At 60.9% G+C, this 24767-nt stretch carries 24 protein-coding genes; 13 read left to right on the top strand and 11 right to left on the bottom strand.

The window, feature by feature from the left end; all coding sequences use genetic code 11:
* Nucleotides 1-45 precede the first annotated feature (45 nt).
* A complete protein-coding gene (lsrG, locus tag ACJ8PN_RS02475; RefSeq protein ID WP_004939559.1) occupies nt 46-339 on the bottom strand; it encodes a (4S)-4-hydroxy-5-phosphonooxypentane-2,3-dione isomerase in 294 nt (97 codons plus the stop codon).
* Between the two features lie 193 nt (nt 340-532).
* On the opposite strand from lsrG, the gene lsrK reads away from it, so the two are divergent.
* The 7 genes from lsrK to ACJ8PN_RS02440 all read left to right on the top strand — a co-directional run bounded on the left by lsrK (nt 533) and on the right by ACJ8PN_RS02440 (nt 6581).
* The gene (gene lsrK / locus ACJ8PN_RS02470) at nt 533-2098 is read left to right on the top strand and encodes an autoinducer-2 kinase (RefSeq protein ID WP_442534575.1); all 1566 of its coding nucleotides are present in this window, start codon (nt 533-535) and stop codon (nt 2096-2098) included.
* 220 nt (nt 2099-2318) lie between these two features.
* On the top strand, nt 2319-3503 hold the full coding sequence (locus ACJ8PN_RS02465; protein ID WP_171453560.1) for an MFS transporter: 1185 nt from the start codon (nt 2319-2321) through the stop codon (nt 3501-3503).
* A 59-nt stretch (nt 3504-3562) separates the two neighbouring features.
* Nucleotides 3563-4456, top strand: a complete 894-nt coding sequence (locus tag ACJ8PN_RS02460) for a LysR family transcriptional regulator (protein ID WP_004939572.1) — start codon at nt 3563-3565, stop codon at nt 4454-4456.
* A gap of 55 nt (nt 4457-4511) precedes the next feature.
* Nucleotides 4512-4922 carry a GNAT family N-acetyltransferase gene (locus tag ACJ8PN_RS02455; RefSeq protein WP_442534574.1) on the top strand — a complete coding sequence of 137 codons (411 nt, stop codon included), beginning with the start codon at nt 4512-4514 and terminating at the stop codon, nt 4920-4922.
* A 105-nt stretch (nt 4923-5027) separates the two neighbouring features.
* Nucleotides 5028-5369: an HNH nuclease YajD gene (yajD, locus tag ACJ8PN_RS02450; protein ID WP_004939576.1), complete on the top strand. Its 342-nt coding sequence runs from the start codon at nt 5028-5030 to the stop codon at nt 5367-5369.
* Between the two features lie 277 nt (nt 5370-5646).
* Complete coding sequence (locus ACJ8PN_RS02445; protein ID WP_015377071.1) at nt 5647-6282, top strand: AAA family ATPase; 636 nt, start codon at nt 5647-5649, stop codon at nt 6280-6282.
* On the top strand, nt 6279-6581 hold the full coding sequence (locus ACJ8PN_RS02440; RefSeq protein WP_004939584.1) for a hypothetical protein: 303 nt from the start codon (nt 6279-6281) through the stop codon (nt 6579-6581). The genes ACJ8PN_RS02445 and ACJ8PN_RS02440 overlap by 4 nt, the downstream gene beginning before the upstream one ends.
* A 38-nt stretch (nt 6582-6619) precedes the next feature.
* Here ACJ8PN_RS02440 and ACJ8PN_RS02435 read toward each other — a convergent pair whose 3' ends face one another.
* From ACJ8PN_RS02435 to ACJ8PN_RS02415, 5 genes are all read right to left on the bottom strand, one after another.
* Complete coding sequence (locus tag ACJ8PN_RS02435; protein ID WP_171453558.1) at nt 6620-8863, bottom strand: xanthine dehydrogenase family protein molybdopterin-binding subunit; 2244 nt, start codon at nt 8861-8863, stop codon at nt 6620-6622.
* Nucleotides 8864-8865: 2 nt separating this feature from the next.
* Nucleotides 8866-9318, bottom strand: a complete 453-nt coding sequence (locus ACJ8PN_RS02430) for a (2Fe-2S)-binding protein (RefSeq protein WP_033633817.1) — start codon at nt 9316-9318, stop codon at nt 8866-8868.
* A 16-nt stretch (nt 9319-9334) separates the two neighbouring features.
* Nucleotides 9335-10666 (bottom strand): c-type cytochrome, encoded by a 1332-nt coding sequence (locus ACJ8PN_RS02425; protein WP_253718517.1) that lies wholly within the window; start codon nt 10664-10666, stop codon nt 9335-9337.
* Nucleotides 10663-11187 carry a MarR family winged helix-turn-helix transcriptional regulator gene (locus ACJ8PN_RS02420; protein WP_171453557.1) on the bottom strand — a complete coding sequence of 175 codons (525 nt, stop codon included), beginning with the start codon at nt 11185-11187 and terminating at the stop codon, nt 10663-10665. Before ACJ8PN_RS02420 ends, ACJ8PN_RS02425 begins: the two co-directional genes overlap by 4 nt.
* Nucleotides 11188-11355: 168 nt before the next feature.
* Nucleotides 11356-12111 carry a CDP-diacylglycerol diphosphatase gene (locus ACJ8PN_RS02415; protein WP_442534573.1) on the bottom strand — a complete coding sequence of 252 codons (756 nt, stop codon included), beginning with the start codon at nt 12109-12111 and terminating at the stop codon, nt 11356-11358.
* A 236-nt stretch (nt 12112-12347) separates the two neighbouring features.
* Here ACJ8PN_RS02415 and ACJ8PN_RS02410 point away from each other — a divergent pair, with 236 nt between their 5' ends.
* Nucleotides 12348-13148: an alpha/beta fold hydrolase gene (locus ACJ8PN_RS02410; protein WP_442534759.1), complete on the top strand. Its 801-nt coding sequence runs from the start codon at nt 12348-12350 to the stop codon at nt 13146-13148.
* A gap of 33 nt (nt 13149-13181) precedes the next feature.
* On the opposite strand, the gene ACJ8PN_RS02405 is transcribed toward ACJ8PN_RS02410, so the two are convergent.
* The 4 genes from ACJ8PN_RS02405 to ACJ8PN_RS02390 all read right to left on the bottom strand — a co-directional run bounded on the left by ACJ8PN_RS02405 (nt 13182) and on the right by ACJ8PN_RS02390 (nt 18535).
* Nucleotides 13182-14078, bottom strand: coding sequence for a cation diffusion facilitator family transporter (locus tag ACJ8PN_RS02405; protein ID WP_171453556.1), 897 nt, complete (start codon nt 14076-14078; stop codon nt 13182-13184).
* A 130-nt stretch (nt 14079-14208) separates the two neighbouring features.
* Entirely contained in the window at nt 14209-15132 is a 924-nt protein-coding gene (locus tag ACJ8PN_RS02400) for a DUF7916 family protein (RefSeq protein WP_351107109.1), read from the bottom strand.
* Nucleotides 15133-15204: 72 nt separating this feature from the next.
* Nucleotides 15205-17502, bottom strand: coding sequence for a beta-glucosidase BglX (gene bglX, locus ACJ8PN_RS02395; protein ID WP_442534572.1), 2298 nt, complete (start codon nt 17500-17502; stop codon nt 15205-15207).
* A 112-nt stretch (nt 17503-17614) separates the two neighbouring features.
* Nucleotides 17615-18535, bottom strand: coding sequence for a LysR substrate-binding domain-containing protein (locus ACJ8PN_RS02390; RefSeq protein ID WP_171453553.1), 921 nt, complete (start codon nt 18533-18535; stop codon nt 17615-17617).
* A gap of 118 nt (nt 18536-18653) precedes the next feature.
* On the opposite strand from ACJ8PN_RS02390, the gene ACJ8PN_RS02385 reads away from it, so the two are divergent.
* Nucleotides 18654-19808, top strand: a complete 1155-nt coding sequence (locus tag ACJ8PN_RS02385; protein WP_442534571.1) for a methionine aminotransferase — start codon at nt 18654-18656, stop codon at nt 19806-19808.
* 34 nt (nt 19809-19842) lie between these two features.
* Nucleotides 19843-20622, top strand: coding sequence for an ABC transporter substrate-binding protein (locus tag ACJ8PN_RS02380; protein ID WP_046896852.1), 780 nt, complete (start codon nt 19843-19845; stop codon nt 20620-20622).
* Nucleotides 20623-20656: 34 nt separating this feature from the next.
* On the opposite strand, the gene ddlA is transcribed toward ACJ8PN_RS02380, so the two are convergent.
* Entirely contained in the window at nt 20657-21760 is a 1104-nt protein-coding gene (gene ddlA, locus ACJ8PN_RS02375) for a D-alanine--D-alanine ligase (RefSeq protein WP_015377061.1), read from the bottom strand.
* Nucleotides 21761-21928: 168 nt separating this feature from the next.
* On the opposite strand from ddlA, the gene ACJ8PN_RS02370 reads away from it, so the two are divergent.
* The 3 genes from ACJ8PN_RS02370 (at nt 21929) to dld (ending at nt 24756) form a co-directional block, all read left to right on the top strand.
* A complete protein-coding gene (locus tag ACJ8PN_RS02370; RefSeq protein WP_004939618.1) occupies nt 21929-22132 on the top strand; it encodes a ParD-like family protein in 204 nt (67 codons plus the stop codon).
* A complete protein-coding gene (map, locus tag ACJ8PN_RS02365) occupies nt 22129-22923 on the top strand; it encodes a type I methionyl aminopeptidase (protein ID WP_033642282.1) in 795 nt (264 codons plus the stop codon). The genes ACJ8PN_RS02370 and map overlap by 4 nt, the downstream gene beginning before the upstream one ends.
* Before the next feature lie 126 nt (nt 22924-23049).
* Entirely contained in the window at nt 23050-24756 is a 1707-nt protein-coding gene (gene dld, locus ACJ8PN_RS02360; protein ID WP_076740453.1) for a D-lactate dehydrogenase, read from the top strand.
* Nucleotides 24757-24767: the final 11 nt, after the last annotated feature.

Genomic DNA, 24767 nt, shown 5'->3' with positions numbered 1-24767 from the left:
GGTTACAACCAAACCGGGCGCATGGACACCGGCAAACGCCGGCGATTATTCAGGCATCAGGCCGATAAAGGTGGTCTTCTTGCGCGGGCCGGTCATCAGCGCTTCCAGCTTCTCCACGCACTGCAGGTAGTGCGGGGTCTGCTTGTGCGCCGCCACCGCCTGCTCGTCGCGATAGGCTTCGTAGATGTAAAACCGCGTCGGGATCTGTTCATCCTGCAGCACATCGAAGCGCAGGTTGCCCGGCTCTTCGATCGCGCCCAGGTGATTGGCGCGGAAAACATCGATAAATTCGTCGATTTTGTCTTGTTTAACGTTGATCTCAACCAATGTGACGTGCATGGCAACTCCTTGTTTAAACGGCGCGCCGTAACATGGCGCTTTCCAACCATAGGTTTATTCCCGTCGATTGCCCTGCCGCAACGGCAATTTTGCCGTCTGGCTCACAAATCGCGTCGGCGACGCCCACTCCTCCCCCGGCGGGGTAAGGCGGCGGCATCTATAGTTAACATTCCTCCCCCTGAGAGCATAGGCTATGGATAACTACTTGATGGCGCTGGACGCAGGAACGGGCAGCATTCGCGCGGTGATCTTCGATCTGGCGGGTAACCAGATCGCGCACGGCCAGGCGGAGTGGCAACACCTCGCGGTGCCGGGCGTGCCCGGCTCGATGGAGTTTGACCTCAGCCGCAACTGGCAGCTGGCCTGCCAGTGCATCCGCCAGGCGATGCAACGTGCAGGATTGAGCGCTCAGGCGATCCGCGCGGTGGCCTGCTGCTCGATGCGTGAAGGCATCGTGCTGTACGACCGCAACGGCGTGCCGATCTGGGCCTGCGCCAACGTCGACGCACGCGCCAGCCACGAAGTCAGCGAGCTGAAAGAGCTGCACAACCACGGCTTCGAACGCGAAGTATACCAGCACTCCGGCCAGACGCTGGCGCTGAGCGCCATGCCGCGCCTGCTGTGGCTGGCGCACCATCGGCCGGACATCTACCGCCAGGCGGCGACGCTGACCATGATCAGCGACTGGCTGGCCAACATGCTGAGCGGCGAACTGGCGGTCGATCCTTCCAACGCCGGCACCACCGGCATGCTGGATCTGACCAGCCGCGACTGGCGGCCGGCGTTGCTCGACATGGCCGGCCTGCGCGCCGATATTCTGTCGCCGGTGAAAGAGACCGGCAGCGTGCTGGGGCGCGTCACCGAACAGGCGGCGCAGGAGTGTGGGCTGCTGCGCGGCACCCCGGTGGTGATGGGCGGCGGCGACGTGCAGCTTGGCAGCCTGGGGCTCGGCATCGTGCGCGCCGGGCAGACGGCGGTGCTCGGCGGCACCTTCTGGCAGCAAATCGTCAACCTGCCGGAGCCGGCCATCGATCCGGAGATGAACATCCGCATCAACCCCCACGTCATTCCCGGCATGGCGCAGGCGGAATCCATCAGCTTCTTTACCGGCCTGACCATGCGCTGGTTCCGCGACGCCTTCTGCGCCGAAGAAAAACTGCTGGCGGAGCGGCTGGGGGTCGACGCCTACAGCCTGCTGGAAGAGATGGCGGCCAGAGTGCCGGCGGGCGCCTACGGCGTGATGCCGATTTTCTCCGACGCCATGCATTTCAAAACCTGGTATCACGCGGCGCCGTCGTTCATCAACATGTCTATCGATCCTGAACGCTGCAACAAACAGACGCTGTTCCGCGCGCTGGAGGAGAATGCCGCCATCGTCTCCGCCTGTAATCTGGAGCAGATTGCCGCCTTTTCCGGCGTGCAGGCCCGCTCGCTGGTGTTCGCCGGCGGCGGGGCCAAGGGCAAACTGTGGAGCCAGATCCTCAGCGACGTCACCGGGCTGACGGTGCGGGTGCCGGTGGTGAAAGAGGCCACCGCGCTGGGCTGCGCGATCGCCGCCGGCGTCGGCGCCGGGCTGTACGCGTCGCTGGCCGAAACCGGCGAGCGCCTGGTGCGCTGGGAGCGCGAGCATCAGCCGGACATGACCCATCACGCGCTGTATCAGGAACAGAAAGAAACCTGGCGGCGGATCTACGCCGATCAGTTGACGCTGGTGGACAACGGCCTGACCACCTCGCTGTGGAAAGCGCCGGGGCTGTAAGCGCCACGCGGCATTCGGTCATAACCTTATGCCGTTTTATTCCTTTCCCCTCGGCGCGGCGCAAGCCGCGCTTTAACTCACTGCCGCGATTGTTCCCCCTCAGAAACAGTGTAACCACCGCAGATGGATTTATCCGCGACTTGCACCTGCCGTAGATTGTGACTTCTGTCACACCGCGCCCCGCGCGCGGCCTGCGCATTCACCTGAGACGAGCGGCATTATGCTGAATAATAAAGATAACCCTGCATCATCCCCGTGGCCGGCGATCTTCTCGCTGACGGTCGCCTGTTTTGTCATGGTCACCACCGAGTTTCTGCCGATCGGCCTGCTGACCAACATCGCCCCCTCGCTCGGCGTCAGTACCGGCACCGCCGGGCTGATGGTCACCATGCCCGGCATCGTGGCAGCGGTGGCCGCACCGGTATTGAGCCTGATGTCCGGCCGCCTGGATCGGCGTTTATTGATGCTGGGGCTGTCGCTGCTGCTGGTGGTATCCAATCTGGTGGCGGCGCTGGCCGTCAACTTCCCGATGATGCTGCTCGGCCGCGTGCTGCTGGGCATCTGCGTCGGCGGCTTCTGGTCGTTCGCCGCCAACTATGGCCGCCATCTGGTGCCGGAAGCCAGCCAGGGGCGAGCCACCGCGCTGATCCTCAGCGGCGTTTCGGTCGGCGCGGTATGCGGCGTGCCGATCGGCGCACTGGTCGGCGATCTGTTCGGCTGGCGCGCCGCCTTCTTCGGCGGCGCGGCGCTGGCGGTCGGCGTACTGTTGGCGCAGCTGCGTTTGCTGACCTCGGTGCCCCCTTCCCGGCCGGTCACGCCGCGCGATCTGGTGCTGCCGCTGCGTCTGCCGATGGCGCGCATCGGCCTGATCGCCATCGTGCTGCTGTTCATCGGCCACTTCGCCGCCTACACCTATCTGCGGCCCCTGCTGCTGCAGGTGTTCGTGCTCAGCCCGTCGGCGATCTCGCTACAGCTGTTGGCCTATGGCGCCATCGGCCTGCTGGGCACCTTCCTCGGCGAACGCCTGGGGGAATACAGCCTGCGCGCCACCTTTATCCTGATCGCCGCCATGCTGGCGGGCATCCTGATCGTCTCACCGCTGCTCAGCGGCCTCGGCGGCGCCACACTGATGGTGCTGGTGTGGGGGCTGGCCTTTGGCGCCGTCCCGGTGTGCGCCACCAACTGGATGTTCGCCGCGGTGCCGCAGGCGCCGGAAGCCGGCCAGGCGCTGCTGGTGTGCGTCGTTCAGATTGCGCTGGCCTCCGGCGCATTGCTGGGCGGTGAGGTGGTGGACTGGCAGGGCGTCAGCAGCGCCATGCTGTTCGGCGGCGCGCTGATCCTCTCCGCCGCTCTGGTGTTCGGTCTCAGCTTGCGCGCCGGCGCGATTGGCGCTAAACAGTGTTAATCATTATCTATCTGCAGAAACACGCCCCGGCCACCGCCGGGGCATGGCGTTGAGAACCTATGGACCATCATTTGCTCGCTATCCGGGTATTTAACCGCGTGGTGGAAACCGGCGGCTTTACCCGCGCCGCCGATTCGCTGGGCATGCCGAAAGCGACGGTCACCAAGCTGATCCAAAATCTGGAGGATCACCTGCAGACCAAGCTGTTTCAGCGCACCACTCGCAGCGTGTCGGTCACCCGCGAAGGCGAATGCTATTACCAAAATACGGTGAAATGGCTGGCGGATTTGGAGCAGATGGAGGGCTGCCTGACCGAGTCGCAAAGTTCTCCGCAGGGCGTGCTGCGCATCGACACCGGCAGCGGCACCGCTCGCCAACTGCTGTTGCCGGCGCTGCCCGGCTTTTTGGAACGCTACCCGCAAATCCAAATCGATCTCAGCATCGGCGATCGCGTTATCGATCTGATCAGCGACAGCGCCGACTGCGTGATCCGCAGCGGCCCATTGGCCGACTCCAGCCTGATCGCCCGGCGTCTGTTCGATCTGGACTGGGTCAGCTGCGCCACCCCGGCCTATCTGGCGCGCCACGGCACCCCGCGCCACCCGTGCGATCTGGAACAGGGCTTTCCGATGGTGCACTACCGCCATCCGGTCAACGACCGCATCCATCCGCAACGCTATGTCGAGCGCGGCAAAGAGATCGCCATCCAGCAGCGCTACCCGGTCAGCATCAATGAAGGCAACGCGCTGCTGGCGGCGAGCCTGGCCGGATTAGGCATCATCCAGATTTATCGGTTTATGGCGCAGCCACACCTTGAGCGCGGCGAGCTGATCAGCCTGCTGCACGACTGGCAGCCACCGCCGGAGCAGATGTACGTGGTCTACCCATCCAATCGCCACCTCAGCGGCAAGCTGCGGGCGTTCATCGACTGGGCGGTGGAGACGTTTCACTAACCGGCCGCTTAGGCAGGAGCGGCTTTTTTCCCGACTTTTAAAAAATAGGCAAATTATGCATATCGAACCGCTGCTCGCCCATCGCCGGCGCATTGAGGAACTGGCCACGTTACTGCACCAGGAATGGGGTGCCTTTGCGCAGTGGAGCAACCGCGACGCCATCAGCCGGCGGCTGGCTGAACGCTGTGCGCCCGAGAGCCAAGGCGTCGTGTTGCTGGCGCTGTCGCCGCAGCAACAGATCGTCGGCACCGCCAGTTTGACGCGGTATGAATTGACGGATAAACCGGAGCGCCAATACTGGCTGAGCGAAGTCTTTACCCACCCGCAGCACCGCGGCCAAGGCATTGCCCGCAATCTGATCGCGCGCTGCATCGAGCACGGCCGAACCCAGGGCATCAGCGAACTGTATCTGTATACGCCCGACCAGCAGACGCTGTATCAGAAACTCGGCTGGCGCCCTCTGTAGCAACGCCAGGTCGCCGGTGAAACCGTCACGGTGATGAGCCGCACGTTGTAGCCGCACGCACTGTGGTATTATTGGCCGCATAGTGATTCCCGACGGACGACCACCATGGCCTATATCCCCAAAAACTATGCGAAGCTGGAAACCGGCTACCGCGAAAAAGCGCTGAAACTGTTCCCCTGGGTGTGTGGGCGCTGCTCACGCGAATTCGTTTATTCCAACCTGCGCGAGCTGACGGTGCACCATATCGATCACGATCACAGCAACAACCCGGAAGACGGCAGCAACTGGGAAATGCTGTGCCTGTATTGCCACGACCACGAACACTCGAAATACACCGAGGCCGATCAATACGGTTCGACGGTGGTGGCCGGTGAAGATGCGCAAAAAGATATCGGCGTCGCCACCCACAACCCGTTCGCCAACCTGAAGGCGATGATGAAGAAATAATGTCTACAACAGCTTAATGAGTCACTAACTTATTAAGCTGTTAAATTAATAACCCCCCCCCCCCCCTCCGCATCGCCACTTCCCAGAGAATTCCTACTTACCCATCCGGGCCATCCAGCGCAAAATAAGCTGCACAGTTAACGACATACTGGCTTGGCAAGCCGCCGCAGTTGGTGCATATTGTTCGCGAGTTGTTCTTGTTAACCTGTTTGATTATCAACCTAATAAGCACATTAACTTAATAAGTTAACTGCTTAATAACTTGAGAGATGGCAGCATGATTGTTCTGATTGGCTCGCAAAAAGGCGGTGTCGGCAAGTCGACGAAAGCGGTGAATATCGCCGGGTATCTGATTCTTAAGCAAGGCAAGACGGCGATCATCGTCGATGCCGACGACCAGAAATCGATCATGACCTGGTACAACGACCGTCAGAACGTCGAGGGGCTGCCGCACATTCCGGTGGTGGCCGCGTCGGGTAAAATCAAGGAAACGCTGCTGGAGCTGGATCGCCATTACGACTACGTGATCGTCGACACCGCCGGCCGCGACAGCGCCGAACTGCGCTCCGGCCTGCTGGCCGCCGATCTGTTCCTCTCGCCGCTGCGCCCTTCGCAGATGGATCTCGACACCATCGGCTACCTGTCGGAGATGTTCTCCACCGCGCAGGAATACAACGAGAAGGTCAAAGGCTACATCGTGCTGAACATGTGCCCGACCAATATCTTCATTAATGAAGCCAACGAAGCGGCGCAGGTGCTGAGCGAATACCCGGAGTTCACCCTGGTGAGCCACCGCCTGTGCGATCGCAAAATTTACCGCGACGCCTGGGGCGAAGCCATCACCGTGCATGAGGCGAACAACGAAAAGGCGCAGGCCGAGATCGAATGCCTGGTGAAAGAGGTGATCCTGTGAAGAAGCGCACCCCCACCCACCGCATGTCGGAAGACGAATTCATCAACAGCGCCACCTCGCATACGTTGCCGGTTGCGGCGCCCGCGCCGGAAGCCAAGCCGGCCGGCCGCAAGCGCACCTATAAGGCGATTTCCGTCAGCCTGACGGACAACCACATCGAAGCCATCGATGAGGTGATCGTGCAGGCGGCACGCAACGGCATCGTGCGCATCACCCGCTCCGACATCATCAAGCTCGCCATCGACGGGCTGGCGGAGAAAAGCGAAACGCAGCTGCTGGCATTGCTGAAAAAACTCTGACCGCACGGCAGCCGCCGGCTGACTACGCCGGCGGGCCGTTAAACGGATGAAAACTGGCGCGGGAACGGCATAGTACGATAGGTTTTACCTGTGGCCTTATGCAGCGCGCTGGCCATCGCCGGAGCGACCACCGCAGTCGACACCTCCCCGCATCCCTGCGGCGCACGCGCGCTGTCGAGCACCACCACTTCCACCTTAGGCATTTCGGCGATCGCGAGCAGCGGATAACGATCGAAATTCCCTTCCACCACGCCGCCCCGTTCGAAATGCAGTTCGCTGTGCAGGCAGGTGGTCAGCGCAAAGCCGATGCCGCCCTCTACGTTGGCGCGCACCAGGTTCGGGTTTATCACCTTGCCGCAGTCAATCGCGCATATCGCGCGGAGCACCCGCAGTCGCCCCTCCTGAATGGCGATTTCAACCACCAAACCGACGTAAGTGGTGAAAGCGTTATTGCGGCCAACCCAAATATTGCACGACATCCCGCGATAAACGCCCGGCGGCGGTTCATGCTGCCAACCAGACGCCGCCGCGGTGGCGTCCAGTACGCGCAACGCTTCCGGGGTGTCCTGCAACAGATGCCGCCGATACTGGTACTCGTCCCGGTTGGCCTTATGGCTGAGTTCGCTGATAAAGCTTTCCAAAAAGAACAGGCTGGCGACGCTGCCGACGCCGCGCAGATAGCTCAGGGAAATCGGCTGTTCGACGATGCCGGCCTCCACTTTCAGATGAGGGATGCGATACGGCGTGCTGTAAACGCACTCCACCATACTTTCATCCCATCCCCCGGCCTCGTGTACCGTTTCGCGCCGCATTTGCCAGAAGAGCGACTGCCCGGCATAGCGCGCCCACAGTGCCTGCGGGTAGCCGTTTTCATCCAACAGCGCCCGATAATGGCTGATGCAGGCCGGACGATAGTATTCATGCCGCATGTCGATCTCGCGCGGATAGATCACTTTGACCGGTTTCCCCACCGCCCGGGAAGCGGCGGTAGCATGCATCACGGCATCCGGCAGATATTTGCGCCCAAAGCTGCCCCCCAGGTAGGTCGTATTCACCACCACATCCGTCGGCTTCAGCCCAAACATTTTCGCCAGAACGTTGCGCACCATGTCCTGCCCCTGGAAAGGGCCCCAGGTTTCGATACGGCCCTCTTCATAATGGCTGGTGGCGTTGCAAGGCTCCAGGGTGGCATGCGCCACATAAGGTGCACTGTAACGCGCCTCATGCAGGCGCGGATCCTGCTCAGCGTTATGAATCAACGCCGACGCCTCGCCGCGATCGACCGCCGGCACCAAGGTATCGCCGTCCAGCATCGCCAGATTCTCCGCCGCAATCGCGCTGCCGGTCAGCGCTTGCCCTGCGCCCGGCAGCCAGTCGACCTCCAGCAAATCCGCCGCCTTTTTGGCCTGCCAGTAGCTCGCCGCCACCACGATCACCGTATTGAGTGACATATCGTGATCCAATCCGACCATGTTGTTCATCGACCACTGCCGGGTCAGCACCAGATCCACCACGCCCGGCATGGCCCGAATCTGCCGTTCATTACGCACGGCGACCAGCTTTCCGCTGAGGTCGGGCACCATCCAGGGTACGCCGATCAGCATCTCCGGCAGATCGATATCGATACCGTAAATCGCACTGCCGTCCACTTTCTCCGGCGTATCGACCCGCAACAGCGGCTTGCCGATGAAACTCTCTTGCTCTTGCGCTTCGCTCTTTAAAGCAGGCTGCGGATCCAACGGCAGCTCGGCGGCATAGCGCACCAGATCGCCATAGGCGACCTTGCGCTGCCCGCCCTCCTCACGCACCCAGCCTTTCTCCGTGCGGCACTGCTGCGGTGAAAGCGCGAAATGTTTTGCGCCGGCGCGCAGAAAGAAATCTCTCGCCTGTGCGCCGGCCAGCCGGGTGCGCTGATAAAATTTGGTCATTGAGGTTGAAGCGGCGACAAACTGCGCGAAAGCCTCGCCCCCGGCAACCTGACGGTAAGCATCACGCCCGGTGACGAATTTCACCGTCACCTGCGCCCAATCGGCATCCATCTCCGCCGCCACCACTTCGGCCAGGCCGGTATAAATCCCCTGCCCGACCTCACATTGCGACACGCCGATGACGATGCGGCCACCGCTATCGATCCAGATCCAATCGTTCAATTCGTACTGACCGTCCGGTGGCACCGTGTCCTGTGAAACCACGGCCGCCAGGCTGCGCGTCGATATCGGCAGCAGCATGGCGGCCACCGCCAACGTGCTGCCTTTTAACAAGGTTCTGCGGGTGATCGCCATACTCAGGGTTCTCCCTTGTCGGCGGCGCGGTGCACCGCCGCACGGATACGGTGGTAAGTGGCGCAGCGGCACAGATTGGTCAGGCCCGTATCTATCTGCCGATCGTCCGGCCTCGGGTGTTCCGCCAGCAGCGCGCTGACCGCCATGATCATGCCTGATTGGCAGTAGCCGCACTGCGGCACGTCCTCCGCAATCCAGGCCTGCTGCACCGGATGACTGCGATCGGTAGACAACCCTTCGATAGTGGTCACCTGCCGGTCGCGTACCAATTGCAGCGGATAGCAACATGAACGCACTGCCTTACCGTCGACATGTACCGTACAGGCGCCACAGGCGCCGATACCGCAGCCGAACTTGGTGCCGGTCAACTTAAAATGCTCTCGGATCACCCATAGCAGCGGCGTATCCGGCTCGCCGTTAAATTCGACCGCCTGGCCGTTCAGATTGAACTTCATGCCATCCTCTCTTAGATCAATGCGTCATCCGACGTTTCACCCACGTTCCGATGACGATCAATGCCAGCAATACACCGCCCCAGAACACATAAGGCAATGACGCGATCAACAGCGGTTTTTCACAGCCCTCCCGCTGCCGAGCCACTTGCTCCGGCGTTATCCTGACTGCCGGATTGCCGAATTGATGCAATACATAGTTGCCCAACTTGGCCAGTTGTCGGTCATCCAGACTATCGGCGAATCCCGGCATCCAGGTTTGCAGCGTCTCTCCCTGGCGCTGCACGCCATGCAGCATCACCATGATCAGGTTATTGACCCGCTCGCTGCCTACGGTGGAATTGTGAGTCAAAGCAGGGAAATAGCCGTCATAGGCGCCTTCGCCGCCCAGGCGATGGCAGCTGGCGCAGGCAGCGGCATACAGCGCCTGCCCGGCTGCACGGCCTTTACCGCCCCCTTGGTATTGATAGGCTGCTTTCGTTCCTTGCACGGTGACGATCGGCGGCGTCTGTTTAAGCCAGTCGGCGATGGCGTTGAGATCGTCGTCACTCAGGAAACGCAGGCTATGCTCCACCGCCTCCGCCATGCCGCCGGCCGCCTGGGCTTTGTCATTGCGCCCGGTGCGCAGATACTGTACCAACTCTTTCCGGCTCCAGCCGCCGATGCCGCTGACGGGATCCGAGGTGATATTCGGCGCGATCCAACCGCCGGCCTCCCCTCCCGCCAGATAGCGATCGTCGCATTCGGCCATCATCCCGTTACGCGGGCTGTGACACGCCGAGCAATGCCCCAAAACATCCACCAGATAGCGACCCCGCGCTTTTTTCTCATCTTCATCGCCGGGCCTTTTTTTCAGAAACAGCCAGTTCCAGCCGTGGATCGCATAACGCCAGGAAAAAGGGAACGTCAGCTGGGTCTCAGGCACCGCACGATCGACCGGTGCGACACCGGCCATAAAATAGCGATACAGCGCGTGCAGATCTTCATCGCTCAACCCCTGATAAGCGGTATAAGGCATGGCGGGATACAAGGGTTGACCGTCCCGCCGGATGCCCTGCGTTAACGCGCGGCGAAACTCTGGTTCACTGTAGTCGCCGATACCGGTTCCTTTGGCGGGCGTGATATTGCTGGCGATGATATCGCCCATCGGCGAAGCGATGGCATAACCGCCGACGTAGGGGGCGTCCTGTTGGCTGCTGCCGCGGTGACAAGCCGCGCAATCTGCGGCGATCGCCAGGTATTTTCCGCGTGCGATGACCTGTTGGTCATTCTGGCTGGCGAAGACCGGGCAGGAGAAGATCCCCAACGCGATAACGCACAGCTGTTGTGCTCTCCGCCAGCGGCCGTTCACGCTTCACCTTCCGGCTTCATCGCCCCCGCTCGCTCCTCCGCCAGAAGAGCAAACTCGTCCGGCAACAGATTTTCCTGTTCGAGCATCGCTATCGCGTTATGCTTGATGCCAAACAATACGCGGTAAAAAGCCTCCAGATCGTTGGCCGAAATGCCGCTAAGCAGCTTTTGCCGCGCTTGCTGGCTGGAATGATCCAACTGCGCCAGCATCTCCTGCCCGGCCTCGGTCATTCTCACGCCTTTAGCGCGCTTATCTTCAGACAGGGCATCGCGAGCGATAAGCCGATTTTTTTCCAGAAACAGCAGCGCGCGCGACATCGTCGAGACTTCGGCGTTCAAATGCTGCGAAACGTCCTTCAACGTGCAGCCATCACCCAGATCGGCAATCGCACTCAGCGCCAGCCAGTGCGGGCGTGTCAGATTGGTCATTTTCACCGACTGGTCCATCGCCGTGCGCCACAGGCGATTGGTCACATCCAGATGGATGCCCAGTGCAGCAGGAAGTTTGCGTGGTTGTGACATACCGGATTGCTCTCGATTATTTATTTGCTTGTGCAAACAAATAGTAGATCGAACATGAGAACAGGATCAAGCAGATGAGGGAGAATAAAATAAAAGCGAGTTAATACATTTGGTTAGTTTGTATCGCACGGCGTACGCTCCCCAACGACGGGGAGCGATAAGAAAAACTCAGTTCCCCGCGACCTCGCACCGGTAGTCCTGAATTTCACCGGCCGACCCCAGGTTGAGATCGGTCAACTTCAAACGGTTTGCCAACAGCAGCATCTCGCCCTGCGGGCTGACCGCCAGCGCCAGGCCGTAATTGCCGATGCTGTCGCCCTGCTCGACCACGTAGTTTTGCAACAAGCGGAAAGGATCTTCCTGGGTTAAATCGGTGCCCGCCAATTTTCTGGCCAGATATTGGTGGCCGACCAATTTCACCGCCAGCGGCCGCCACTGTTGATCTAATTGTTCCGCCTGCTGCCCCAGCGCGTTATAGACATCCTGGCGCAAGCAGGCAACGTGAATATGCAGCTGATTTTGAGAGCGGCCATATTTCGAATTGACCGCCAGAGAAACCCATGCGTCTTTTAACGGTTTACCCAGCTCGCTGGATATATGTTCGCGGTTATTCCAGGCCTGGGCGAAATAAGGCGGCGTTCGCTCCGCTTGCAATATCGGGCTCTCGATGCCGCTGACCTTTTCGGTCGGCATCACCAGATCGTGATAGGGGCCTTTGCTGTCCTTAAACAGCACATAACCCTCGGTTAAATCAACCTTTAAGCAGGGCGCCGGATCGTTGTTCTGCTGCTGATTGGGCACGCACTGTTGGCTGACGATTTGCCACAGCGCATTCGGATTACCGCGCCCGAAGAACCAGCACAGCACCGCCGCCAGCAGCAAAATGACAAGCAAAATAATTAATAGTCTGAAAAGTCTTTTCATCGCGACGCCCTGTTTACCTATTCCATCTTGAAAGAAGCGCCAGCATAAACCAAGGCTCTTATCGTCACCAGAATATTATCCTTAGTGTCACCTTTCATTGACGTCTTGTTATCAATAAAAATTAAAAATAAGGGTTTACCTAAGTAATTTAAGGTAAATTAATACCGCAGGTTGAATATGAGTGTGATATAAGCAGCCGGACTCTCTTTATATAAGGAACCGACAAGATGCCAACGATGGGCAAATCCTTGCATTACCTCGACGTGGGTTCGGGCTTTCCGTTGCTGCTGGGCCACAGCTATCTGTTCGATCTGAATATGTGGGCACCGCAGTTCGAGGCGCTGGCGAAACGCTACCGCCTGATCGTGCCCGATCTCTGGGGACACGGCGACTCCCCGGCGCTGCCGCCTGGGCGAAGCAGCCTGTCGGATATCGCCGCCGATCATTTGGCGCTGATGGATCATTTGGATATTGCAGAGTTCGGCATCGTCGGCTTGTCCGTCGGCGGCATGTGGGGCGCGGAACTGGCGGCGCTGGCGCCGGAGCGGGTGAAAGTGCTGGCGCTGCTGGACAGCTACCTGGGCGACGAAACGCCGGAGGCGCGGCAGCGCTATATGGGCATGCTGGCCGCCGTGGAACAGGCCGGCGCCATCACGTCACCGCTGCTGGAATATATCGCCGCGCAGTTCTATTCCGACGAAGTGCCCGCTGCTCTGTCGCAGCCATTGCTGGCCCATCTGCAAAGCCTGCCCGCCGATCGTCTGCGCGAGAGCATCGTACCGCTTGGCCGGATGATCTTCGGCCGCCCCGACAAGCTGGCGCTGCTGGAACACATCACCGCCGCCAGCATCGTCATCACCGGCGCGCAGGATAAGCCGCGCCCGCCGGCGGAAGGCCAGCGCATGGCGGATCTTCTCGGCTGCCGACATGTGCTGATCCCCAACGCCGGGCATATCAGCAACAAGGAAAATCCGGCGGTGGTCAATGAAACGCTGCTGGCGTTTCTGGCCGAAAGTACCACGCCGCTGTTTTGGTAAAATTCCCCGGGCCATCAGGCCCGGAGTTTCCTCTCAGTTCAGCCATTTGCGATCGCGAGTAAAGGAAACGGTCAACCACAGTTCTTCGCTATCCATTCCCAAACCTGACTGGATTTCTTCCCGTATTGCATCCAACTCTTCTAACTTAACGCCCTGGACGACCCCCATAAGAATATTGATTTCGACAATGCTGATGCGGCCGTCATTTTGGCAATAGCTGTGATAATCGATGATATTGTGTCTGGCCACCAAGGCCGCCATCGTCTTCTCAACCAACGCATCCAGCTCAATCGGCGCCACACGCAGCATGTCCTTCAACGCGGGCCGCAAGATTTTAATCACCGACGGCAGCATCGCCAGGGCGATCACCACCAGCAATGCCGGATCGACATAAGGCGCCAGCCAAGCATATTGCGTTTTCGTTAACAGGAAGGCGATGCTGAAACTGACCAGCAAGCCCAGCGCCAACAGCGCATCGACAAACCAACTGATGTTGTCGAAAGACACCAGGCTCGACTGCACTCGCTGATTGCGCTTTTTAACATAGAAGTAATAGCTGAAATTAATCAGGGTAAACAGAAACGCATAGAGGATCGCGCCGCCGAACTCTACCGCCGTTCCGCCCTGTAACAGGCCCTGCACGCCATTCAACAAGGCATACAGGGCGATTACGCCGATGAAAACGCCCTCGGTGGTCAACACCATCGGTTCGAGATGCCAAAAGCCAAACTGGAAGCGCCGCGAATATTCTTTTTTGATTAATCGCGAGGTTAATACCATCAAGAGCTTTATCAATGTGGCGATCAGAGAAAACATGCCGTCGAACAAAATGGCTTCGGAGCCCGTCATCACGCCAACCGTGATACCTACGACAGCAACCATCAACATCATCAATGCCGATTGCTTTAACAACCTTGTTTCTTGCGCCATATATTCCTCAATATTCCTCAGAGTGGCTGACTATAATCTCAGGAATTATAAGTGCATTAATCGACGCACGCCTGCCGTTATTGAGGCCCGTCACAGACGCTGGCGGCGCAAAACTGCCATCCGCGCGATCTTAGCGGTTGATAGAACGCGCCATGCGGCTATAGGTGTGGCGCACACCGCGGATCGCCACGCTGTAAGCGAAGATGTTTTCCGGCAGCGCCAGCCCCAAATAGCCGGTGTCGCCGATATGGTGCAGATCGGCGCCGGCCATTTTGCTCATCAGCGCAATCTGCCGCACGGTCTGCACGTCGGCCCCCTCTTGCGAGGTGCCGATCGCCGTCATCGCCAGCGCGCCCTGCCGCTGGGCAAAAGCGATCAACGCCGCCACTTTCTCCTGCGACATGCCGGGAATGGTGCCCGGCGCCGGCAGCAGCACGATGTCCGCGCCGTTCTCCACGAACAGCGCGATATCCTGCTCGCCGATCAGCTGGCTGCCGCTTTCGCGCACGATGCCGGCGCCGTGCATCTTGCCGGTCACCAGCACCATCTCGTCGCCTACCTCATCGCGGATCGCTTTCAGCGCGGCGGCGATCGCCTGATTGCTGACGCCGTTGTTCGGGTTGCCGGTCAGCACCAGCATGCGCGCGCCGAGCTGATACAGCTTGCGCGCATTCTCGGCGGTGGCGGCGCGGCCCGCCGTCATCTGCCAGAAGTCGTTATGTTCGGTGGCGAAAGCCGGATCGACGGCCTCCAGGTTCACCCCGATCACCCGCCCGGTCAGCCGCTGCAGCGTGCGTAGCGCCTCCTGCGGCGGCACGTCGGCGGGCAGGCCCGCGATATGCGGACGATCGACGTCGAACAGGTTCAACAGCAGCAGATCGGCGCCCTGGCTGGCCGCCAGTTCGGCGTTGGTGACGTTATTGAGCAGCGGCTGAGTGACCGCGATGGTTTCGCTGACCAAGATGCGCCCTTCGCTGGCGCGGATGGCATAGAGCAGATCGGCTTTGCCGATATCGGCCAGATCGCTGGCGCTGCAGTCCAGATAACGTTTCATGAGACAGGCTCCGATGACGTTGGCGGGAATGGATGGTACCCCTCTCCCACCGCAGTGAAAGAGGGGGAAAGGTTACTTCAGGGTAAAGCTTTGCGCCTGCACGTTGTCGGAATCCAGGCCGACGAACACGTTGAATTTTCCCGGCTCCGCCCCCCACTTCAGGCTGGCGTTGTAGAACTTCAGATCCTCTTCGCTAATCGGCAGCTCAACCTGTTGCGACTGGCCGGCCTTCAGCGTCACTTTCTTGAAGTTGCGCAGCTCCTTCACCGGCCGGCTGACCGACGCGGTGACGTCCTGCAGATACAGCTGCACCACCGTGGCGCCGTCGTACTTGCCGGTATTCTTCAGCGTGACGCTGGCGGTTAACTTGCCGTTGCGCGCCATCGTCGGGCTGGATAACTTCAGATCCGACAGGCTGAAGGTGGTGTAGCTCAGGCCGTAACCAAACGGATACAGCGGGCCGTTCGGCGAATCGAAGTAGCGCGAGGTGTACTTGCCCGGATTCTCCTTGCCGAACGGCCGGCCGGTGTTCAGGTGGTTGTAGTACATCGGGATCTGGCCGACCGAGCGCGGGAAGGTCATCGGCAGCTTGCCCGACGGGTTGTAATCGCCGAACAGCACGTCCGCCACCGCGTTGCCGCCCTCGGTGCCGCTGTACCAGGTTTCCAGCATCGCGTCCGCCTGCTCGCTCTCCCAGCTCAGCGCCAGCGGGCGGCCGTTCATCAGCACCAGCACCAGCGGCTTGCCGGTGGCTTTCAGCGCGGCGATCAGATCGCGCTGGCTCTGCGGGATCGTGATGTCGGCGCGGCTGGAGGCCTCGTGCGCCATGCCCTGCGATTCCCCCACCACCGCCACCACCACGTCGGCCTTGTTCGCCGCCTGCACCGCTTCGTCGATCATCTGCTGCGGCGAGCGGGTATCGAACGCCACCGCCGGCTCATACTCGTTCAGATAGTCGATGATGCCTTTATCCTGCGTGACGTTGGCGCCCTTGGCGTACAGAATGCGCGCCTTGTCGCCCACCGCCCGCTCCAGCCCCTCGCGCAGGGTGACCGACTGCTTGACCACCCCGGCGGCTGACCAACTGCCCATCACGTCGCGCTGGCTGTCGGCCATCGGCCCGACCAACGCAATGGTCGCCTGCTTGCTCAACGGCAGCGTCTGTTTATCGTTCTTCAGCAGCACCATCGTCTTGCGTGCCACCACCCGCGCTTCGGCGCGGTGCAGGCGGCTTTCGGCGTTGGTGTCCTGCGGATCGGAGCCCGCCGGGCCCAGATGCACGTAAGGATTGGTGAACAGCCCCATGTCGTATTTGGTGTTCAGTACGTCGCGGCAGGCGCGGTCGATATCGCTTTCAGACACCAGTCCGTCCTTCACCAGACCCGGCAGGTATTTGTCGTAGAACTCGTCGCTCATGCTCATGTCGACGCCGGAAGTGATCGCCAGGCGCACCGCGTCGCGCGCGTCGGCGGCCACGCCGTGTTTAATCAGCTCTTTGATCGCGCCGTGATCGCTGATGGTGATGCCTTTAAAGCCCCACTGCTCGCGCAGCAGATCTTTCAGCAGCCACGGGTTGGCGGTGGCCGGCACGCCGTTGATCGCGTTGAGCGACACCATCACCCCGCCGCTGCCGGCGTCCACCGCCGCTTTGTAAGGCGGCAGATAGTCTTGATGCATGCGCAGCGGGCTCATATCGACGGTGTTGTAATCGCGGCCGCCTTCGACGGCGCCGTACAATGCAAAGTGCTTGACGCTGGCCATCACCGAACCGGGTTTGGCCGAATCACCGTTCTGGAAACCGTCGACCATCACCTTGGCGATTTTCGAGACCAGCCAGGTGTCTTCGCCGAAGCCTTCGGAGACCCGGCCCCAGCGCGGATCGCGGGTGATATCGACCATCGGCGCGAAGGTCATGTTCAGGCCGTCGTCGCTGGCCTCCTGCGCCGCCACGCGGGCGCTGAGCGCAATGGCTTCCAGATCGAAGCTGGCCGCCAGCCCCAGGCTGATCGGGAACACGGTGCGCTGGCCATGCACCACGTCATAGGCAAAGAACAATGGGATTTTCAGGCGGCTGAGCTGCATCGCCTGATCCTGCATCACCCGGATATCCGGCCGGGTGACGGTATTGAAGATGGCGCCGATCTGCCCTTTGCGGATCCCCTCGCGGATCGCTTCTTTCGGGTTATCCGGCCCGACGCTGATCAGCCGCAGCTGGCCGATCTTCTCTTCCAGCGTCATCTGCTTCATCAAATTGGACACGAAGGCGTCGCGCTGCTGGGCGTGAATGCCCTGCGTTATCGGCGTTTCCTGCGCACAAGCCGGGCTGAGGGCCAGACCGGACAACATACTCACCACACAAAGCCATTTCATCTTGTTTTATCTCAGGCGTGTTTCCGCCGCCAACGCCGCGGAGTTTAATCGGAGTGAAGAAACAGTTTGCCACACTCTGTTTCATCGCCAAGGGAATTCGCATCGCTAATGTTTACAAAGCATTACAGGTTATCGGCAGGTAATTCTGCAGCCGGGCGCGGCTGTCGGCGGCCTCCGCCGCCAGAAAATCGATCAGCGCGGTTAACGTCGGCGGCGCTACCGTGCGTTCAGGATAGACCAAATAATAGGCCGCGCCGCTGCTGACGCAGAGCGGGAACGGCGTGACGATGCGCTGCGCCTGAATATCCTCCTCCAGCAGGCACAGATCGCCGATGGCGATGCCAAACCCTTGCAGCGCGGCGCTCATCGCCAGATCGAGGGTATCAAAATGCTGGGCCTTGCCGGACGGCAACGCATCGGCGCCCGCCGCCTTCAGCCAGCGCAGCCAGTCGCGCCGATCGCGCGTCGGGTGCAGCAGGGTTTTGTCCGTCAAGTCCGTCAACCGGGCCGCCGGCGGCAGAAACGTCGGCGTGCAGACCGGCGTGAGGATTTCATCGAACAGCAAGTGCGCGGTCAGCTTTTTACCCGGCGGCCGGCCGAACACCACCGCGGCGTCAAACTGCTCGGTACTGAAATCCAGGCCGTGCGACACCGAGGCGGTCAGCTCGATATGCATGTCCGGCCGTTCATTTTGCAGGCGAATGATGCGCGGCAGCACCCAGCGCATGGCGCAGGTCGGGCATTTGATGCGCAGCGCCCCCGGCGGAGCGGCGGCCCGCGTCAGGGCTTCATCCAACTGCCCCAGCGCCTGTTGTACCGGCGCCAGCAGCTGCGCGCCCTGCGGCGTCAGCGCCAGACCGCGCGCCTGGCGGCTGAACAGCGGATAGCCCAGACGCTGTTCCAGCCCGAGAATTTGCCGGCTGACCGCCCCCTGCGTCAGGTGCAGCTGCCGGGCGGCATGGGTAAAGTTAAGGCGTTGCGCCACCACCACAAAGGTTTTCAACACGTCGAGCGACGGCAGGGATATCGGCATAGCGAGCCTCGATTAGCTATGATCACAGTGCATGGCAAGTATGACAAACTTTCCCTTGTCCGCCTACGCCGGCTGATGCTTAATCGCTCAACACTTCCCTGTTTGCCTGGAGCCCATCATGCAGAGCGCCTGCTCATCCCGCTCGAAGCTGCCGGACGTCGGCACCACTATCTTCACCGTCATTGGCCAACTCAGCGCCGAACATCAGGCCCTCAATCTGTCGCAGGGCGCGCCCAACTTCGCCGGTGACCCGCAGCTGATCGAGGCAACGGCGCAAGCCATGCGCGCAGGTCATAACCAGTACGCGCCGATGAGCGGCGTGGCGGCGTTACGTGCTGCTCTGGCGGAAAAAGCTGAACGATTGTATGGCGCGCGCTATGACGCCGACGAAGAAATCACGGTGATCGCCAGCGCCAGCGAAGGGCTGTACTCGGCGATCAGCGCGCTGGTGCATCCCGGCGACGAGGTGATCTATTTCGAACCGGCGTTCGACAGCTATGCGCCGATCGTGCGCCTGCAGGGCGCCACGCCGGTGGCGATCAAACTGTCGCTGCAGGATTTTCGCGTCGACTGGGACGAAGTGGCCGCCGCCATCAACGGCAAAACGCGCATGATTATCGTCAACACACCGCATAACCCGACCGGCGCGGTGTTTGACGCGCAGGATATCGACCGTCTGACCGCCCTGACCCGCGACACCGACATCGTGATCCTGTCCGACGAGGTCTACGAGCACGTGGTGTTCGACGGTGAAATTCACCATAGCATGGCGCGCTATCCGCAGCTGGCGGAACGCAGCGTGATCGTGTCGTCGTTCGGTAAAACCTACCACGTCACCGGCTGGCGCGTCGGCTACTGCCTGGCGCCGGCGGCGCTGACGGACGAGATCCGCAAGGTGCACCAGTTCATGGTGTTCTCCGCGGATACGCCGATGCAGCACGCCTTCGCCGCCGCGCTCGCCAACCCGCAGAGCTACCTGGGGCTGGCGGCGTTTTACCAACAAAAGCGCGATCTGCTGGCCAGCGCCCTGCAGGATTCGCGCTTTGAGCTGCTGCCCAGCCGCGGCAGCTTCTTCATGCTGGCCCGCTTTAGCGGCTTCAGTCACGAAAGCGACAATGATTTCGCCGTGCGCTTGATCCGCGAAGCGAAGGTGGCGACGATCCCGCTGTCGGCGTTCTACAGCGACGGCACCGATACCGGCCTTATTCGGCTGAGTTTTTCCAAAGATAACGAGACCCTGCTGGAAGGCGCGCGCCGCCTGAGCCAGGTGTAATTTTTTGTCCGACCATGGGAAAGGGGCACTGCCTATGAAAGCTTTGAAAACGCTGTTCGCCGCCGGATGCCTGCTGGCCGCCGGCTCTTCTCTGGCGGCGGAAAACAGCCTGCGCTTCGGCCTGGAAGCGCTGTATCCGCCGTTCGAATCCAAATCCGCCAGCGGCAAACTGGAAGGGTTCGACATTGAACTGGGCGACGCGGTGTGCGCCGCCGCGCAGTTGCAATGCAGCTGGGTGGAAACCTCGTTCGACAGCCTGATCCCGGCGCTGCAGGCGCGCAAGTTCGACGCCATCAACTCGGCGATGAACGTGACCGAACAGCGGCGCCAGGCGATCGCCTTTACCGACGCCATCTATCAGGTGCCGAACCGCCTGATCGCCAAGGCCGGCAGCGGCCTGCTGCCGGACGCCAAAGCGCTGGCGGGCAAACACGTGGGCGTGCTGCAAGGCTCGATTCAGGAGATTTACGCCAAAACCCATTGGGCGCCGGCGGGCGTGGATGTGGTGTCTTACCAGGATCAGAATCAGGTTTATCTCGATCTGGCGGCCGGTCGGCTCGACGCCACGCTGGTGATGGCGCCGTCGGGGCAAAGCGGCTTCCTGTCGCAGCCGGACGGCAAGGGCTTCGCCTTCGTCGGCGAGGCGGTGCGCGACGACAAGATCCTCGGTGAAGGCATTGCCTTCGGCCTGCGCAAAGGGGATGAGGCGCTGAAGAAGAAACTGGATGCCGCCATCGCCAAAGTGAAACAACAAGGCACGGTGACGGCGCTGTCGAAGAAGTATTTCGGCGATATCGACGTGACGGTGAAGTGATGGACGGGGGCGGCACCGCCGCCCCCTGCCGCGTTTAGCGATCGAACACCGAGCTGTTCAGCGCGCGATCCTGCTGGTGGCGCTCCAGCGCCAATTCGATCAGGCGCGTGATCAGCGCCTGATAGCTGACGCCGCTGGCGGCCCACAGCTTGGGATACATACTGATGTTGGTGAAGCCCGGCAGCGTGTTGATCTCGTTGATCACCACCTGGTTGTCCGGCGTCAGGAACACATCCACCCGCGCCAGCCCGAAGCACTCCAGCGCGCGGAACGCCTTCAGCGCCACCTCGCGGATGTGGTCGCTTACTTCCGGCGCGATGGCCGCCGGCACCACCACCTGAGCGCCCTGCTCATTGATGTATTTGGTGTCGTAGGAGTAGAAAGCGTCGCTCAGCACGATCTCGCCGCATACGCTGGCCTGCGGATCGTCGTTGCCCAGCACCGCACACTCGATCTCGCGGCCGACGATCGCCGACTCCACCAGCACCTTGTGATCGAAACTGAAGGCCAACGCCACCGCCGCGTCGAACTCGGCGCGGTTTTCCACCTTGCTGACCCCGACCGACGACCCCTGGTTGGCCGGCTTGACGAACAGCGGCAGGCCGAGGCGCTCGCTCAGTTGCTCAAACGTGAACCCGGCACGGTTGGCGCGCGTCAGGGTGACGAACGGCGCCACCGCCAGCCCGGCGTCGCGCAGCAGGCGTTTGGTCACGTCTTTATCCATGCTGACCGCCGAGCCGAGCACCCCGGCGCCGACGAACGGCATATTGGCCATGCGCAGCAACCCCTGCAGCGAACCATCCTCCCCCAGCGTGCCGTGCACGATCGGGAAGATGACGTCGAGCTGGCCCAGCGCGCCGGCGCTGCCCGCTTCGATCAGCTGCTGCTTTTCCTGGCCCGGGATCAGCGCCACGTTCTTGTTCGAGCGGTTCAGCGCGATCAGCGCCGGGTTCTCGGCATTGAGCAGATAGTTGGAGGCGTCGTTGATGTGCCACTGCCCCTGTTTGTCGATCCCCAGCAGCGTGACGTCAAACTTCTCTTTGTCGATTGCATCCACAATGTTTTTGGCCGACTGCAGAGACACCTCATGCTCCGCCGATTTACCGCCAAAAATCACCCCAACACGTAGTTTAGTCACGCCTTAAATCCTTCTGAAAAATCATGGCAAAAAAGTCGTTTATCACAATAAACGCATTGCCTGGCGGCGGCAATCGTTGTTGCCAGAATCTTCTTACGCCACAGAATGCCACATCGCGACCATCCAAAACGTATACACTTCGTATATTGTTCATTTATGGAGACGCCAATGGGCATCGTAAAAATTTCGGACGCGCTGCATGACGATCTGCGCCTCGCCAGCCTGACCATGACGCGTTCGATCAACGCGCAGGCCGAGTACTGGATCAGGATCGGCATGCTGGCGGAGTTCCATCCGGAACTGACTTACCCGCAACTGGTAAAAAAAATGATGAAAGATAACGCGCTGACGCTGAAGGAGATTGTCGGGTGAAACAGATTGTGATTAAAACGCCGGAAGAGATTGCCAAAATGCGCCATTCCGGCGCCCTGCTGGCCAAAGTGTTTGCTATGCTCGATGAAGTCATCGTCGAAGGCATCTCCACCATGGAGATCAACGACCGCGCCGAGGCGTTTATCGTCGAAGAGTTGAAGTCGCGCCCGGCCAGCAAGGGGCAGTATGATTTCCCCTATGTGCTCAACACCTCCGTAGACGACGTGGTGTGCCACGGCGTGCCGTCGGCCAGCAAAATCCTGCGTTCCGGCATGATCGTCAACGTGGATATCACGCTGGAAAACGGCGGCTATATCGCCGACTCCAGCAAGATGTACTGCATCGGCCAGGTGACGCCGCTGGCCAAACGGTTGGTGAACAACGTCTATGAGTCGATGTGGCAAGGCATTCGCGCGGTCAAACCGGGCGCCACTCTGGGGGATATCGGCCACGCCATCCAGCGGCACGCCGAGCAGGCCGGCTACAGCATCGTGCGGGAGTATTGCGGCCACGGCATCGGCCGCGACATGCACGAAGAGCCGGCGGTATTGCACTACGGTCAACCCGGCAGCGGCATGGCGCTGCAGGAAGGCATGGTGTTCACCATCGAGCCGATGATCAATCAGGGCGACCGCCGCATCAAGCAGAAGAAAGACGGCTGGACGGTGGTGACGCGCGACAAAAAACTGTCGGCGCAGTGGGAGCACACCGTGGCGGTCACCGCCGACGGCGTGGAGATCCTGACGCTGCGCGACGAAGAGCGCCGGGCCGGCTACGCCGAGCGCTACTAAACCCACAAGCCATTAGCCCACTAAGCTGATAGCTTAATAAGCTATTTAATTGATAGCCTCTTAGCTTATTGCGTGGCACTTCGGCGCCGCGGTTAAGGCGACGGGGATGACAGGGAGACAGGCAGCATGCAGTCAGGCAATCAGACGTTTATCAATCAGCTCAAGGACATCGTCGGCGGCCCGCAGCTGTTGACCGGCGATCGCAACACCGAGCGTTATCGCAAGGGCTTCCGCTCCGGCGAAGGCCAGGCGCTGGCGGTGGTGTTTCCCACCAGCCTGCTGCAGCTGTGGCGCATTCTGCAGGCCTGCGTGGCCGCCGACAAAATCGTCATCATGCAAGCCGCCAACACCGGCCTGACCGAGGGCTCAACCCCCAGCGGCAACGACTATGATCGCGACATCGTCATCGTCAGCACCCTGCGCCTCGATCATATTCAGGTGCTGGACAACGGCAAGCAGGTGGTCGGTTTTCCCGGCAGCACCCTGCACCACCTCGAGAAATTGCTCAAACCCTACGGCCGCGAACCGCATTCGGTGATCGGCTCTTCTTGCATCGGCGCCTCGGTGATTGGCGGCGTGTGCAACAACTCCGGCGGCTCACTGGTGAAACGCGGCCCGGCCTATACCGAAATGGCGCTGTACGCCCAGCTAGGGGAAGACGGCCAGCTGCGCCTGGTGAACCATCTGGGCATCCGGCTTGGCGACACGCCGGAAGAGATCCTCACCCGGCTGGAAAAAGGCGACTATCGCCCGGAGGACGTCGAATACGGTGAGCTGCGCGCCTCGGATAACGAATACGCCAGCCGGGTGCGCGACGTCGATGCCGACACCCCTTCCCGCTTCAACGCCGACAAACGCCGCCTGTACGAGGCCTCCGGCTGCGCCGGCAAACTGGCGGTGTTCGCGGTGCGGCTCGACACCTTCGAGAAAGAGGGCAAAGAGCAGGTGTTCTATATCGGCACCAACGACACCGCGGTGCTGACCGAACTGCGCCGCCACATGCTGAGCAAATTCGAAAACCTGCCGGTGGCCGGTGAATACATGCACCGCGATATCTTCGACATCGCCGAGGTGTACGGCAAAGACACCTTCATGATGATCGACAAGCTCGGCACCGATCAGATGCCGCGCTTCTTCACCCTGAAAGGCCGCATGGACGCCAGCCTCAACAAGCTGCCGCTGCTGCCGCACAACCTGACCGATCGGCTGATGCAGGGCCTGAGCCATCTGGCGCCGAGCCACCTGCCAAAGCGCATGAAGGAATACCGCGAACGTTTCGAACACCACCTGCTGCTGAAGATGGCCGGCCCCGGCGTAGACGAAGCGCAGCGCTACCTGACCGACTATTTCGCCCAGGCCGAAGGCGCCTTCTTCGCCTGCACGCCTGACGAAGGCAAAAAGGCCTTCCTGCACCGCTTCGCCGCCGCCGGCGCCGCGGTGCGCTACCACGCGGTGCACGCCGACAAGGTGGAGGATATTCTGGCGCTGGACATCGCCCTGCGCCGCAACGACACCGACTGGTTCGAAACGCTGCCGCCGGAGATCGACAGTCAGTTGGTGCATAAGCTGTATTACGGCCACTTTATGTGCCACGTCTTCCACCAGGACTACGTGGTGAAAAAAGGCGTGGACAGCCATGCACTGAAAGAAAAGATGCTCGAGATCCTCAACCGGCGCGGCGCCGAGTACCCGGCGGAGCATAACGTCGGCCACCTGTACCACGCCAAACCGGATCTGCAGGCGTTCTACCGCACCGCCGATCCGACCAACAGCTTCAACCCCGGCATCGGCAAAACCAGCAAACGCAAAGGCTGGGCCGAGGCCCCCCGCTAAGAGCACCCGAT

It is taken from the genome of Serratia sp. CY76391 (assembly GCF_052166695.1).
Taxonomy (GTDB): Bacteria; Pseudomonadota; Gammaproteobacteria; order Enterobacterales; family Enterobacteriaceae; genus Serratia; species Serratia nematodiphila.
The sequence above is the reverse complement of the archived record's forward strand: the minus strand, read 5'-3'. Positions and strand labels throughout refer to the sequence as shown.

What these genes read in the sequence shown, in the direction of transcription:
- ACJ8PN_RS02370 (WP_004939618.1), top strand. Translation starts at nt 21,929, where the DNA reads ATGGGCATCGTAAAAATTTCGGACGCGCTGCATGACGATCTGCGCCTC.
- ACJ8PN_RS02400 (WP_351107109.1), bottom strand. Translation starts at nt 15,132, where the DNA reads ATGAAACGTTATCTGGACTGCAGCGCCAGCGATCTGGCCGATATCGGC.
- ACJ8PN_RS02410 (WP_442534759.1), top strand. Translation starts at nt 12,348, where the DNA reads ATGGGCAAATCCTTGCATTACCTCGACGTGGGTTCGGGCTTTCCGTTG.
- bglX (WP_442534572.1), bottom strand. Translation starts at nt 17,502, where the DNA reads ATGAAATGGCTTTGTGTGGTGAGTATGTTGTCCGGTCTGGCCCTCAGC.
- ACJ8PN_RS02390 (WP_171453553.1), bottom strand. Translation starts at nt 18,535, where the DNA reads ATGCCGATATCCCTGCCGTCGCTCGACGTGTTGAAAACCTTTGTGGTG.
- lsrG (WP_004939559.1), bottom strand. Translation starts at nt 339, where the DNA reads ATGCACGTCACATTGGTTGAGATCAACGTTAAACAAGACAAAATCGAC.
- dld (WP_076740453.1), top strand. Translation starts at nt 23,050, where the DNA reads ATGCAGTCAGGCAATCAGACGTTTATCAATCAGCTCAAGGACATCGTC.
- ACJ8PN_RS02435 (WP_171453558.1), bottom strand. Translation starts at nt 8,863, where the DNA reads ATGGCGATCACCCGCAGAACCTTGTTAAAAGGCAGCACGTTGGCGGTG.
- ACJ8PN_RS02420 (WP_171453557.1), bottom strand. Translation starts at nt 11,187, where the DNA reads ATGTCACAACCACGCAAACTTCCTGCTGCACTGGGCATCCATCTGGAT.
- ACJ8PN_RS02405 (WP_171453556.1), bottom strand. Translation starts at nt 14,078, where the DNA reads ATGGCGCAAGAAACAAGGTTGTTAAAGCAATCGGCATTGATGATGTTG.
- ACJ8PN_RS02455 (WP_442534574.1), top strand. Translation starts at nt 4,512, where the DNA reads ATGCATATCGAACCGCTGCTCGCCCATCGCCGGCGCATTGAGGAACTG.
- ACJ8PN_RS02445 (WP_015377071.1), top strand. Translation starts at nt 5,647, where the DNA reads ATGATTGTTCTGATTGGCTCGCAAAAAGGCGGTGTCGGCAAGTCGACG.
- yajD (WP_004939576.1), top strand. Translation starts at nt 5,028, where the DNA reads ATGGCCTATATCCCCAAAAACTATGCGAAGCTGGAAACCGGCTACCGC.
- ACJ8PN_RS02385 (WP_442534571.1), top strand. Translation starts at nt 18,654, where the DNA reads ATGCAGAGCGCCTGCTCATCCCGCTCGAAGCTGCCGGACGTCGGCACC.
- ACJ8PN_RS02415 (WP_442534573.1), bottom strand. Translation starts at nt 12,111, where the DNA reads ATGAAAAGACTTTTCAGACTATTAATTATTTTGCTTGTCATTTTGCTG.
- ACJ8PN_RS02460 (WP_004939572.1), top strand. Translation starts at nt 3,563, where the DNA reads ATGGACCATCATTTGCTCGCTATCCGGGTATTTAACCGCGTGGTGGAA.
- ACJ8PN_RS02430 (WP_033633817.1), bottom strand. Translation starts at nt 9,318, where the DNA reads ATGAAGTTCAATCTGAACGGCCAGGCGGTCGAATTTAACGGCGAGCCG.
- ACJ8PN_RS02380 (WP_046896852.1), top strand. Translation starts at nt 19,843, where the DNA reads ATGAAAGCTTTGAAAACGCTGTTCGCCGCCGGATGCCTGCTGGCCGCC.
- lsrK (WP_442534575.1), top strand. Translation starts at nt 533, where the DNA reads ATGGATAACTACTTGATGGCGCTGGACGCAGGAACGGGCAGCATTCGC.
- ACJ8PN_RS02465 (WP_171453560.1), top strand. Translation starts at nt 2,319, where the DNA reads ATGCTGAATAATAAAGATAACCCTGCATCATCCCCGTGGCCGGCGATC.